The organism is Kribbella sp. CCNWLW201, from assembly GCF_037203805.1.
Lineage (GTDB): Bacteria > Actinomycetota > Actinomycetes > Propionibacteriales > Kribbellaceae > Kribbella.
Map to the genome: position 1 here is coordinate 436,964 of NZ_JBBCBQ010000002.1, position 13,316 is coordinate 450,279.

Annotated in this window: 9 protein-coding genes; 5 read left to right on the forward strand and 4 right to left on the reverse strand. The window is 69.2% G+C overall.

Going from position 1 to position 13,316, the window contains the following annotated elements; translation table 11 throughout:
* The first annotated feature begins 85 nt into the window (after positions 1–85).
* Positions 86–3,001, forward strand: coding sequence for a helix-turn-helix transcriptional regulator (locus tag V9K99_RS11895; protein ID WP_337002309.1), 2,916 nt, complete (start codon positions 86–88; stop codon positions 2,999–3,001).
* A 170-nt stretch (positions 3,002–3,171) separates the two neighbouring features.
* Here V9K99_RS11895 and V9K99_RS11900 read toward each other — a convergent pair whose 3' ends face one another.
* Positions 3,172–3,390: a hypothetical protein gene (locus V9K99_RS11900; RefSeq protein ID WP_337002308.1), complete on the reverse strand. Its 219-nt coding sequence runs from the start codon at positions 3,388–3,390 to the stop codon at positions 3,172–3,174.
* Positions 3,391–3,571: 181 nt separating this feature from the next.
* Positions 3,572–4,912 (reverse strand): serine hydrolase domain-containing protein, encoded by a 1,341-nt coding sequence (locus V9K99_RS11905; RefSeq protein ID WP_337002306.1) that lies wholly within the window; start codon positions 4,910–4,912, stop codon positions 3,572–3,574.
* A 56-nt stretch (positions 4,913–4,968) separates the two neighbouring features.
* Between V9K99_RS11905 and V9K99_RS11910 the strand changes: the two genes are divergently transcribed.
* On the forward strand, positions 4,969–5,868 hold the full coding sequence (locus tag V9K99_RS11910) for an ornithine cyclodeaminase family protein (protein ID WP_337002304.1): 900 nt from the start codon (positions 4,969–4,971) through the stop codon (positions 5,866–5,868).
* A 178-nt stretch (positions 5,869–6,046) separates the two neighbouring features.
* On the opposite strand, the gene V9K99_RS11915 is transcribed toward V9K99_RS11910, so the two are convergent.
* Positions 6,047–6,403, reverse strand: coding sequence for an NADH-quinone oxidoreductase subunit A (locus V9K99_RS11915; protein ID WP_337002302.1), 357 nt, complete (start codon positions 6,401–6,403; stop codon positions 6,047–6,049).
* Between the two features lie 174 nt (positions 6,404–6,577).
* The gene (locus tag V9K99_RS11920; RefSeq protein ID WP_337002301.1) at positions 6,578–7,399 is read right to left on the reverse strand and encodes a hypothetical protein; all 822 of its coding nucleotides are present in this window, start codon (positions 7,397–7,399) and stop codon (positions 6,578–6,580) included.
* A gap of 273 nt (positions 7,400–7,672) precedes the next feature.
* Here V9K99_RS11920 and V9K99_RS11925 point away from each other — a divergent pair, with 273 nt between their 5' ends.
* The 3 genes from V9K99_RS11925 to V9K99_RS11935 all read left to right on the forward strand — a co-directional run bounded on the left by V9K99_RS11925 (position 7,673) and on the right by V9K99_RS11935 (position 13,251).
* Entirely contained in the window at positions 7,673–9,667 is a 1,995-nt protein-coding gene (locus V9K99_RS11925; protein ID WP_337002298.1) for a 2-oxoacid:acceptor oxidoreductase subunit alpha, read from the forward strand.
* Complete coding sequence (locus tag V9K99_RS11930; RefSeq protein WP_337002296.1) at positions 9,664–10,743, forward strand: 2-oxoacid:ferredoxin oxidoreductase subunit beta; 1,080 nt, start codon at positions 9,664–9,666, stop codon at positions 10,741–10,743. The genes V9K99_RS11925 and V9K99_RS11930 overlap by 4 nt, the downstream gene beginning before the upstream one ends.
* A gap of 84 nt (positions 10,744–10,827) precedes the next feature.
* Positions 10,828–13,251, forward strand: a complete 2,424-nt coding sequence (locus V9K99_RS11935) for an ankyrin repeat domain-containing protein (RefSeq protein WP_337002294.1) — start codon at positions 10,828–10,830, stop codon at positions 13,249–13,251.
* Positions 13,252–13,316 lie beyond the last annotated feature (65 nt).

Below are 13,316 nucleotides of genomic sequence, written 5' to 3' on the forward strand. Positions count from 1 at the left end.
AGCACCGGTCAGGGACGGCGTTTTCGTTGCCAGTGGCGACCACCGGAAGGGATGCCGTCGATTTGTGTCGGCTCCAGGGGCGAAGATGGACGACGTGCCCTGGACTTCGACACCTCTCGTCGGCCGCTCTGCCGAGATGGCCGCCCTGCTCAGCGCCGTCGACGACGCCAAGACGCGTCGCGCCGGCGCCGTCCTGCTGTCCGGTGACGCCGGCGTCGGCAAGACCCGGCTGCTGGACGAGGTGGCCACAGGTGCGCACGAGCGCGGTTTCGGCGTCCTGGTCGGGCACTGCACCGACTTCGGCGACGCCGGCCTGCCGTACCTGCCGTTCTCCGAGGTCTTCGGCCGGCTGGCCGGCGACCGGCCGGACCTGGTCGAGAGCGTGCTCACCAACTTCCCGGCGATCGGCCGGCTGCTGCCCACCCACCGCCTGATCGGCGCCCAGCCGGTGCCGCAGGAGGGCCAGCTGGACCGGGCCGCCCTGTTCGACGCCGTCCTCGGCGCGTTCACCGCGCTGTCCACCAGCGAGCCGCTGCTGGTGATCATCGAGGACGCGCACTGGGCCGACGACTCGACCCGGGACCTGATCGGTTTCCTGATCACCCGGCTGACCGCTCAACGCCTGACCCTGGTCGTGTCCTACCGCAGTGACGACCTGCATCGCCGGCACCCGCTGCGCCGCCCGATCGCCGAGTGGTCCCGCAACCCCCGGGTGCGGCGGGTCAACCTGCTCCCCCTGGACGCCGACGAGTCGCGCACCCTCCTCAGCGCCCTGCTGACCGAGCCGCTGCCGGAGTCCGAGGTACGACGCATCCTCGAGCGGGCCGGTGGGAACGCGTTCTTCACCGAAGAGCTGGTCGCCGCGGCCTCGATGGGCGACGGAGACGCCGTACCGCCTGATCTTGCCGATCTGCTGCTGGTCCGGCTCGACCCGCTGTCCGACGACGCTCGCCAGGTCGCCCGGGTGATCGCGGTCGCAGGCCGGCGCGTTCCGCACAACCTGCTCACCGCCGTCGCGGGGCTGCCCGACCGCGAGCTCGACGAGGCGCTGCGCGAGCTCATCGACGCCCACATCATCGACGTACCGACCAGCGATCGGTACTACTTCCGCCACGCCTTGCTGGCCGAGGCGGTGTACGACGACCTGCTGCCAGGCGAGCGGGTTCGCCAGCACGCGGCGTACGTGCAGGCGCTGAAGGACCAGACCGTCGCGGGTACGGCGGCTGAGCTCGCCGGGCACGCCACCCGGTCGCACAACCTGGCCGAGGCCTTTGAAGCGCGGATCCGGGCAGGTGAGGAGGCCATCTCGGTCGCCGCGCCGCAGGAAGGGCTGAAGCACTACGAGCTGGCCCTCGAGCTGTACCCGAACAGGTCGCCCGAGAGCACCATCGACAAGACCTGGCTGATCGTGCAGACCGCGACCGCGGCGACGCTGTCCTCGCAGCACCTGCGGGCGGTGAAGCTCCTCCGCAAGGCGCTCGCCGAGCTGCCCGCGGACGCTCCGAAGCTGCAGCGTGCCCAGCTGCTGCTGCCACTGGCCGACATCGCGCTGATCATCGATCAGGACCAGGAAGCGAGCGAGGCGATCTCGCAGGCGCTCAAGCTGGTGAACGACGAGCCGGCCAGTGTGTTCAAGGCGCAGGTCGCGTCGCTCTACGCCCGGGTCTCGGACGCGATGGGCCGGCCGATGGATGCCGAGCGCTGGGCCCTGCGGGCGTTGGAGATCGCTCGCGAGGCCGGGCAGGAGTCCGCGATGGGCGACGCCGGCATCACTCTGGCCGTGCTTCGTCGCCGGGCCGGTGACCCGATGGGCGCCGTACAGCAGCTGGAGGAAGCCGCCGTACGGGCGCAACTGGCGGGGGACGCCGCGGCCGAGATGCGGAGCCGGTTCCTGCTCGGCTCGACGCACTACGAGCAGGGAGATCTGCACGCGGCGAAGACCGCGCTCACGCTTGCGACACAGCGGGCCGGCGAGCTCGGGCGGCAGTGGGCCGCGTACGGATTCGACGCGCGGCGGATGCTCGGGCTGACCCAGTTCGTCCTGGGCGAGTGGGACGAGGCGGCAGCGACTACCCGGACCGACTCGATGACGCCGAAAGCGTCCGCGGCCTCGCTGCGCGCGGTGGAGTTCGCCGTCCGGAGTGGGCGCGGCGACACCTCGGTTGCGGAGGAGCTGGAGCGGCTGCGCAAGTGGTGGGACCTGGACGTGATGCTGCCTATCATCGGTCTGCAGCCGGCCGTGGACGCCTACCGGCACCTGGACCAGCCCGCGGAGGCGGAGAAGCTGATCGCCGATGTGTCCGCGTTGTGTGCGGACGTGTTCCAGACCGAGTGGTTCATGGCGCGGATCCGGTTCTCGACGCTCGGGCTGCAGGTGTTGTGCCATCGGGCGGTGGGTGAGCCGTCAGCCGCGCAGGAGTTGGTGGCCAAGGGCGCGGAGTTGGTCTCGGCCGGGCAGGCGACGGCCGAGAAGGGGTTGCCGCCGGGGCGGTTGATGGGTGTCGAGGGTCTGGCGTGGCTGGCGCGGCTGGAGGCGGAGTGGGAGCGGCTGCGGTGGCTGGCCGGCATCGACCCGCCGACGCCAGAGGACCACGTGAGTGTGTGGGAGCGCACCGTCGACGCTTTCGGGTACGGATACCCCTTCGAGCAGGCGTGGTCGCGAGTGCGGTTGTCGGCGGCGCTCCGAGCGGCCGGCCGGGTCGCGGAGGCGAACGAGCAGACGGCACTGGCCGCCGAGGTCGGTCGTGAGCTGGCGTCGAAGCCGCTGCTGGACGAGGTCGGCGGGGTGGAGTCCGGTGGTGGGGCTGGCAGCTTGACGTCTCGGGAGACCGAGGTGCTCGCGCTACTGGCCGAGGGGCGGACCAACCGGCAGTTGGCCCGGGAGCTCTACATCAGCGAGAAGACGGTCAGCGTGCACGTCTCGAACATCCTGGCGAAGCTCGGTGTCCGCTCCCGCACCGAGGCGGCCGCGGTCGCCCGCCGCGACGGCCTACTCGACTGACGCGTCACGGCCTGCTCAGCTGGGCCGAGGGGCTGATCGACTGGTGCCACGGCCGTCGACTGATTGGTCGCCCGAGGTCGCTCACGTTCGGCGCTGTGCGTGTCCGCCGAACGTGAGCGACGGTGTGGGCGGACCCGGGTGTGGGGCCCGGGCGTCTTTGGGGTGTGCTGTCAGCCGTGGCCGCGGCGTGGGCTGACTTCTGGTTCGGTGTGGCGTGCGCGGGCCTGGGCCAGCTCGTCACCGGAAAGACTGGTTCGGCCACTCTCCGTCGAGCGGTCCAGCCGAGTGATGTCGGTGAACACGTGCTGCGCGTGCCGCATTCTGGTCACAGCCAGTATCACGACCCCGGCCGCGATCAGCGTGATCACCACCCAGAGTTGCCACGACATAGCCTCACCGCCCTGTACTCACCCCGTTTCCCCGCGTAATCACCATAGCTGCGTTCTCAGCGATTGGCGACGGGGTGTACGCATTCCGTTATACCGGCGCGAGAAGCCGTGACTTTTGTTGCCGAACGCAAATACAAAGGGTGACCAGGCAACGACCTGTCAGGCTGAGCGAAAACTACGCTCAGTCACCACGCGGCGCGAGCCGGCCGCCCCGGAAGAGGTACGCCGCCCGCCCGTCGACCGGTTCACGGAACGCGATCACCTCGTACACCCCGCGCTCCCGCTCGGCTGCGATCAGCCGGGATTCGTCCAGCGCCACGAAGCGGATCCGCCGAGGCTCGGGCTGCAACACCTTCGCCGTCTCGCTCACGGCCTCCTCCACCACCCAGAACTCGCCGTCCTCGACGCTGACCGTCGCGCTGAACAGCACGCCGTCGTACCGTCCGGTGACGAGTTCGGCCGAGATCTCGACCGGCTCCGACGGCGGCACCGGCCGCTTCGGCAGCTCGACTCCGGCCGTCTCCCGCAGTACGTGGCCGACCAGTTCGTCGTACAGGGCCGTGGTGTCGCCACCGTTGGTGAGCAGCGCGACCGCGACGCCCTTGTCCGGGACGAGCCGGAAGTACGCGGACTGCCCGATCGTCCCGCCGTCGTGACCGTAGAGCGACCTGCCGAAGAGCATCCAGCCGAGTCCCCACTGCTCAGCCGATCCACCGGTCGCCGGTACGTCGACCTGCCGCTCCCACAAGCTGTCGATGGTCGCCCGGTCGAGCAGGGTCGCGTCCAGGTACGCCCGGCCGAACCCGATCAGGTCGCGGGCGGTCATCGCCAGAAGCGACCCGGCCGGCGCCATCGCGTGGATGAGGCTCCACAGCGGCGCGGCCTCCAGCGGCGCACCCGGCGTCGGCGAGATATGCCCGAGCGCGGTGCGATAGAGCAGCGCCTCGTCCGGGATCGTCGCCACGTGCTTCAGCTCCAGCGGTACGACGATGTGCTCGCGGACCAGCTCGTGAAACGGCTTGCCCCGCAGCAACTCCGCGATCCGGCCGAGGATGACGAATCCGGCGTTGTTGTAGGAGAACCCGGTGCCGAGCGGGACCTCCTGCGCGAGCCCGGGGACGACGTCGCGCACGTACAGCTCGACCCCGTCGTCACCACGAGAGGTCGGGGTGAAGGCGTCACCGGAGAAGCCGCCGGTGTGGGTCAGCAGGTGCCGCGGTGTGACGGCGGCGGTCGCGACCTCGTCGGCCAGCTTGAACTCGGGCAGGTAGTCACGCACCGGCCGGTCGAGCTCGACCTTGCCCTCGGCCACCAGCTGCATGATCAGCGTGGTGGTCCACAGCTTGGTGATCGAGCCGATCTGGAACACCGAGTCGGTGGTCGCCTCGACACCGGTGTTCAGATTCAGCACGCCGGCCGCCGCCTCGCTCACTTCCCCGTCGGCGAGCACCGCGATCGATGCGGCCGGTACGTCGTACTTCCCGATCAGCCGGGCGAGATTCTCGTCGAGCCAGGTCTGCACGCTGTCACCCCTTCAGCAGCCGTTCCTTCGGCGGGACCCAGAGTAGCCTCGGGGCGGTGAGAGTTCTTTCCGCTGAGGATGTCCGTCGGATCGTCCCGATGAGTACCGCGATCGACGCCGTACGGGATGCGTTCCGGGAGCTCGCCGAGGGGAACTTCGTGTTGCCCGCGCGGCAGATCTTCGGCGACGGGGCGGTGCTGGTGATGTCGGCGTACCACTCGCCGTCCGGGACCGCGGTGGTGAAGAAGATCGGTATCGCGCTCGACCAGGTGCCGGCGATCCGGGCCACGGTCATCTGGACCGGCGACGGTGAACAGCTCGTTGCCGACGGCACGTCGATCACCACCTTGCGGACCGGCGCGGTCGTCGGCGTCGCCACCGATCTGCTCGCCCCGGCCGACGCGTCCCGGCTCACGCTGATCGGAACCGGTGCTCAGGCTCCGGACCAGGTCCGTGCCGTTCTCGCCGTACGACGGATTGCCGCGGTGACCGTCACCGGCCGGTCGGCCGATCGCGCCGCGGCCCTGAGTACATCGATGGCCGGTGAGTTCCCCGACGTGAAGTTCACGCCCAGCACGTCCATCGACGACGCGATCGCCGACACCGACATCGTCTGCTGCGCCACGTCGTCGTCCACGCCACTCTTCGACGCGGACGCACTGCCGGACCGCGTCCACGTCAACGCCATCGGCGCGTTCCGCCCGACCATGCGCGAACTCCCCCGCGACCTGCTCGCCACCGCATCCGTCGTAATGGTCGACCAACGCGAAGCCGCCCTGGAGGAGTCGGGCGAAATCATCGACGCGACCGAATCAGGCGCCCTCGCCACGGCTGACTTGCTAGAGCTCGGCCCCGCACTCTCACGGATCCCAAACGCCACCGGCCGCACGGTCTTCAAGTCCGTGGGCATAGGCCCCCAGGACTGGGCAATCGCCGCAGCCCTCGCACGCGCATAGCTGCACTTCCACTGAAGCCAGTGTGTCGAGTGAAGGGACCGTGCGGTCGGCAAGCGCTTGGCAGCGACACACCTCTCACACTCGACACACTGGCTTCACTCGACGCAGCACGGCGGCTTCACTCGACGCAGCACGGCGGCTTCACTCGATGTGGCACGGTGGCTTCGGCGGGCGTGGCTCAGGTCCAGCGGAGGACGTCTTTGCGGTAGGCGTAGAGCAGGCCGACCGCAACGAACGCCAGGAAGATGAACATCTCGATCAGCGTGGCGAAGCCGAGGGCAGCGAAGATGGTCGCCCAAGGAAAGAGGTAGATCGCGTCCACGGCGAAGATCACGTAGAGGTACGCGAACAGGTAATACCGGATGTGGACCTGGGCCCAGCCCTCGCCGACCGGGTCGACGCCGGACTCGTAGGTCTTGAGCTTGCCCTCGGTCGGATAGGTGACGGTGAGCGCCTTGTTCAGCGCGAACGCGCCGATCAGCCCGGCCAGGCCAAGTACGACGACCGCCGCGATGACCCCGTAGCTCTCCGACACAGACAGCAGCTTAGCCTCGCTCCGTGGAGCCTGGCAGCAGCGAGCAGGTGCTCGGCGGAGTGCAGCGCAAGGCGGAGGGCGAGGCTCGGAGTGGGGTTCTCCGTGCCTCGCCCTCCAACGCCGCGATGTGCCCGCCGAGTGCCGCGCAGCGCGGCAGGCTCCACGGAGGGAGGCTTAGTTCGTGCAGAGCAGAATCGAGTCGACTGCGACGTACGGGCCGTAGCCCGAGCTGACGTCCGCGACCTGGAGCCGCAGCCGGGTGACGCCGAGGATCTTGTAGTTGAGCCAGGTCTCGGTCTCCTGCCTCTGCAGCACCGACGTCATCGCCTTCGTCCCGTTGTGCAGCGACGTACGCACGGTCCCGTCGGTCAGGTTGCCGAGCCAGTTCCGCACGTAGCTGCAGCCGGTCGAGTTGACCTCGCCCCAGACGTACCCGCCCTTGTCCGCCAGTAGATCGGCCTCGGCCCGCCGCGGCCCTTCCTTCGGCGGTATGACGTTGAACTGCGGCGTCCCCACCCCGCCCGCAGCCAGCAGCCCCTTCTTGAAGATCCCGCGCCAGACGTAGTGCTTGAAGCTGATCATCGGAGAGATCGCTGCCGCGTACGGCGCCTGCGGCCCGACCGCGATCCGGTAGGTCCGGACCGATCCGGGCCGCACGGTCTTGATGATCACACTCGAGCCGGACGAGTACCCGTGGGCGATCTCCTGCCACCGTCGTTCGGACGGGATCCACTGGTGCAGCGGGACCCGCGTGCCCGTCTTCGGCGCCGGCGACAGCGTGCCGATCACCGTGATCACGCCCTTGGTCGCGTCCGTGGTCCGGATGCTGTAGATCTTCGCCGTCCGCGCCGCCGAGGCCGCCGTGATCGAGGCCGGCGCCGCGGCCGCCGTACTGCCGAGACTCAGCGCGCTGTCCGCCGGCGCCACCGGGGCGGCGCATCCGGTCAGCGCGAACGCCAACAGTCCGACAACAACGCGGATAGGGCGACGGCCCATGGGGAACTCCAAGAGGGTGGATCACAACTTGATGACGACACCCTGCCGGTTCTCATTCCGGATCGCAAGCGAGCCGCTGCAGAGTGTGACACTGGAGGATTTGGTCCTATCCCACACTGTCCAGTCCCCAACACCGTGTCCCAGGCTGTGGACCACCGGGGCTTCCGCATGGTTCCGTACTAAGGGCGAACTAATATTGGGGTTATCGCCCTGACTGGGGGGATCGACCTGCCGTCCACGAAGCGGCCGGCCGGCCCAAGCTTCGACTTGGAGATGAACAGAACAGTGACCATCGAGGTCAAGCAGCTCGACCGCGTGGTGATCCGCTTCGCCGGCGACTCCGGCGACGGGATGCAGCTCACGGGGGACAGGTTCACAGCGGAAACGGCATCGTTCGGCAATGACCTGTCGACGTTGCCCAACTTCCCAGCAGAGATCCGGGCACCAGCCGGAACACTGCCGGGCGTGTCGTCGTTCCAGCTCCACTTCGCCGACCACGACATCCTGACGCCTGGTGATGCGCCCGATGTGCTGGTCGCGATGAACCCGGCCGCACTCAAGGCGAACCTGCCCGACGTCCCGCGCGGCGCCACCCTGATCATCGACACCGCGGACTTCACTGCCCGGAACCTGAAGCGGATCGGGTACGACGAGAACCCGCTGGAGACCGGTGAGCTCGACGGCTATCACGTCGTACCGCTGAACCTGACGGGCATGACGGTCGAGTCGGTCAAGGAGTTCGGGCTGACCCGCAAGGACGCGTCCCGGGCGAAGAACATGTACGCCCTCGGCCTGGTGTCCTGGTTGTTCCAGCGACCGGTCGAGTCGACGATCACGTTCCTGGAGACCAAGTTCGCGTCCAAGCCGGACATCCGCGACGCCAACATCGCGGCGTTCCGGGCGGGCTACAACTTCGGCGAGACGGCCGAGGAGTTCTCGGTCCGGTACGAGGTGAAGCCGGCCAGCATGGCCACCGGCACCTACCGGAACATCTCCGGCAACCTGGCGCTGGCCTACGGTCTGGTCGCGGGCGCCCAGCGCGCCGGTCTGCCGCTGGTCCTCGGCGCCTACCCGATCACCCCGGCCTCCGACGTACTGCACGAGCTGTCCAAGCTCAAGCGGTTCAACGTCACCACGATCCAGGCCGAGGACGAGATCGCGGGAGTCGGTGCCGCGCTCGGCGCCTCCTTCGGCGGTGCGCTCGGCGTGACCACGTCGTCGGGTCCGGGCATCAGCCTGAAGTCAGAGACGATCGGCCTCGGTGTGATGCTCGAGCTGCCGCTGGTGGTCTGTGACATCCAGCGCGCCGGTCCCTCGACCGGTATGCCGACCAAGACCGAGCAGGCCGACCTGCTGCAGGTGATGTTCGGCCGCAACGGCGAGGCCCCGCTGCCGGTGGTGGCGGCCCAGTCCCCCGCGGACTGCTTCGCGATCGCGGTCGAGGCGGCCCGGATCGCGGTCACCTACCGGACGCCGGTGATCGTGCTGTCCGACGGCTACCTGGCCAACGGCTCCGAGCCGTGGCAGATCCCGGTGATCGAGGACCTGCCGACGATCGACCCGGCCTTCACGGTCGAGCCGAACGCGACCAACGCCAAGGGTGAGCCGACGTACCTCCCCTACCTGCGCGACCCGGAGACCCTGGCCCGCGCCTGGGCCATCCCGGGTACGGCGGGACTGGACCACCGGATCGGCGGTCTGGAGAAGGAGGACAAGACCGGCAACATCTCCTACGACCCGGCCAACCACGACCTGATGATCCGCACCCGGCAGGCGAAGGTGGACGGCATCACCGTCCCGCCGATCGAGGTCGACGACCCGGACGGTACGGCGAAGGTGCTGGTGCTCGGGTGGGGTTCGACGTACGGCCCGATCGGGGCCGGCGTCCGCCGGGTCCGCACGGTCGGCGGAAAGATCGCGCAGGCGCATCTGCGGCACCTGAACCCGTTCCCGTCGAACCTCGGCGACGTGCTGAAGTCGTACGACAAGGTCCTGGTGCCAGAGATGAACCTGGGCCAGCTGGCGATGCTGCTGCGCGCCAAGTACCTGGTCGACGTGGTCTCGTACGCGCAGGTCCGCGGTATGCCGCTCGGCGCCGCGGAGCTGGCCGAGGTGATCGGCAACCTGGTCGAGGAGACCGAAGGCATTGACGACGACGCCCGCCACATGGGCGAGGCAGCGGCCAGCCTGACGCACGGTGAAGCCCTGCGCACCCAGCCGAACGGCCTGACCAACGGCCAACTGCACCACCAGGAGGGAGCGCGATGAGCACGGTCGACCTCGGCCTGCCGGGTCTGCCCGGCGGTCTACGCGGCGTACCGGCCGCGACCGAGCCGCAGAACCGCAAGGAATACATCTCCGACCAGGAGGTCCGCTGGTGCCCGGGGTGCGGCGACTACGCCGTACTGGCGGCTTTCCAGGGGTTCCTGCCGGAGCTCGGGATCAAGCGGGAGAACGTGGCGATGGTGTCCGGGATCGGCTGCTCGTCACGGTTCCCGTACTACCTGTCGACGTACGGCATGCACTCGATCCACGGGCGTGCGCCGGCGATCGCAACCGGTCTCGCGGTGTCCCGGCCGGACCTCAGCGTGTGGGTCGTCACCGGTGACGGCGACGCGCTGTCGATCGGCGGCAACCACCTCATCCACACGCTCCGGCGGAACGTGAACCTGAAGATCCTGCTGTTCAACAACCGGATCTACGGCCTGACCAAGGGCCAGTACTCGCCGACGTCGGAGACCGGCAAGGTGACCAAGTCGACCCCGATGGGCTCGGTGGACAACCCGTTCAACCCGGTCTCGCTGGCGCTCGGCGCGGAGGCGACGTTCGTGGCCCGCACGGTCGACTCCGACCGCAAGCACCTGACCTCGGTACTGCGCGAGGCCGCGGAGCACCGGGGTACGGCGTTCGTCGAGATCTACCAGAACTGCCCGATCTTCAACGACAACGCGTTCGAGGCGTTCAAGGACCCGGAGACCCGGGACGACGCGATCATCCCGCTGGTCCACGGTGAGCCGATCCGCTTCGGCAAGGAAGGCCGCCTCGGCGTGGTCCGCGACGGCTTCGCCTCCCTGGCCGTTCGCGAGGTCGCCGACCTGCCCGGCGGCGAGGCCGACCTGGTCGTCCACGACGCACACACCGACGACCCGGCGTACGCGTTCGCCCTGTCCCGGCTCACCGACGCCGGCATCCTGCACCGCGCCCCGATCGGCGTCTTCCGCTCCGTCGAACGCGCGGCCTACGACGACCTGGTCCGCCAGCAGATCACCACCGCCCAGGAATCCCAAGGCACCGGCGACCTCCAGTCCCTCGTAACCGGCGCCGACACCTGGACCGTCAACTGACGGTAGCCGCGTAACGCCCGACCGCTGTCACTCACGATCCCAGGCCTCTATCGTTGGGGTTTCTGGGGTTGTGAGGGGGCAGGCGTGGGGGCGTACGACGTACTCGCGGAGCTGGTGACGGACGCGCCTGGGCGTGCTGCCGCCGGCAACGCGGTAGAGATACTGCGGCAGTTGGCCATGGCCGGGGACAGTCGAGCTGTCGACACCCTGGCCGGGCTGCTGGCCGATGAGCTGGGTGAGCCGGCGGACTCGCCTCTGCTGCAGGTGTACACCAGCGGCTTCCAGCCGCTCGGCATGCTCGAGAACCTGCCGGCCGTGGCCGCCACTACACGGCTGGTGCGGGACGACCTCGAACCGTTCAAGCGTCTGGTGCGGCGTCACGCCGTACTCGAGGTGGAAGCTCTCAAGGCCTACGTGCTGTGTGCTTTCGCAGGCACCTTCGGAGCCGTTGCCCCTGACGTGGTCTCGACCGCAGAGCAGCTTGCAATCCTCGACCGGGTTCTGACGTCGACCAGGATCGTGCCAGGCGGGGCCGCCGACGATTCGCTCAGCTTCGGTCGCAATTTCCTGCTGACCAGGGCGGACCTGGGTTCGCTCCTCGGCACGATCGGTCACGAGCTCGGCCACCACATCGTCGACGCCGTCACGGCTCCCCGCACCCAGCGTCCGGTTGTTGCCGGTCCTGAGCTGCTGAAGGCGGTTGGCCGAGTACTGCCCGACCTGCTCAGGACCGCGCTGAGCATCCGGAACCGCGCCGTCCAGCCCGGCGATCCACGGGTCAGGCAACTGCCGGGAGGCCTGACCCTGATCTGTAGCCTCGTGCAACAACCACTGGGCGACTATCTCCACTTGTCGCTCAGCGCCGAGGGCGGTCCGATCGACCTGCACGCCGCGGTGCCGATTGCCTACCGCATCATTCGACTGTTCAACGCCGAGCCCGCGCAGACGGCAGCGGCCGTGTCCCGGCGAGGGATCTTCCATCTCGGCATCAGCGGGACGCCGCCACTACCGAGCATCGTCGAGCTTCGGACGCTGGTGGACGTCGGGGACTCCGCGACCGCTGCGCAGGAGTGGTTCGACGGTCTCCCGGCGGCCGGCCGATCGGGAACGGACGAAGGCGATCTTCGCTATCTCCTCGGTGTCGCCGACCGACCGCCCGGCCGTTACGCCCAGAACCTCCGCCGCACCGGGTCGGACCTGGACAACTGCGACGCCGTCGAGGAGGGCGCGGACCTACGCCAAGTCGATCCGGAGAATCTGCCGGAGCTCTTGCGCGTGACCGTGCGCGGCGCCCGCCCCGCCGCCGTGGAGCGAGTCCTCGCCTACTTCCAGGGCACCGACCCCGGCCTCCAGGATCTGGGCGTCAGCGGGTACGTCGAGCAGACCGGAGACCAACTGGAGTACGACGGTCCGGACCTCGGCGCGTTGTGGGCGACGATCAGGCACTTGCGCGACTCCGGACTCAGTCTCGACGGCATCGTCACCGACGACGGACAGACGTTGCTGACCGACGCCGCGACGCGCAGCGCCGACCTGGTCACGCGCCTGCTCGCCGCAGGCGCTCGCATCGATCACCCGAACGCCGAAGGGCAGACTCCGCTGATCGTGGCCGCCACGACCGGGAATGCCGACGCGGTTCGCGTTCTGCTGGAGGCGGGAGCGGACGTCGCGCGTGCGGACTCGGACGGAATGACGGCCTTGCACCACGCGGCGTGGTCCAGCGCGCCCCTGGACGAGTTGATCCGGCGAGGTGCCGATGTGGCGGCGCGCTCAAGCGATGGACGTACGCCGCTCATGCTGGCCCGGTCCCCGCTCGCGGTCGACGTACTCGTCGCGGCCGGGGCCGACCTGGACGCCGCGGACGACCCGGGGATGACCGCGTTGATGCATGCGGCGGCGCACGCCGAGCTCGACGTGGTCAGGGCGCTGCTGCGCGCCGGCGCCGATCCGAGGATGAGCACGGACCTCGGCTGGACGAGCCTCCACTACGCCGTCGCCGCGGGTCGAAGGGTCCGCGAGCTCGCCGACGACCTGCTCGCGCACGGCGCCGACGTCGACGAGGAGACCGACGACGGCGCCACGGCCCTGATGGTCGCCGCCGGCCGGAGCGATCCCGATGCTCTTGCCTATCTGCTCGATCGCGGTGCCCAGATCGATGTCCGGGATCGGCACGGGGCGACTGCTCTGCTGCGGGCGAGTGACGGCCGACGGAACGGGCCGCGGGGAGACTTCGCCTTCGCCGCCCGCGGCGAGAAATGCGTCCGGATCCTGGCGGAGGCCGGCGCGAACATCAACGCCACCAACGACGAAGGCGAGTCCGCGCTGATCCTCGCGAGCCTGGGGATGACGTCCGGGTCGGTCGAGGTGCTGCTGAACTTCGGCGCCGATCCGACCGTACGATCCCGCCGCGGCGCCACCGCGCTGGGGAACGCCCGCGCGAAGGAGCACCACGACACGATCGCGCTGCTGCTGGCGGCCGGAGCGTCCGACGAAGAGGACAGTGCATGAGCGGGCGTAGCGAGCGAACAAAAGGCACAGCTGAGCTCTCGCTCGTGCCGGAGGCGAGCGCCAGC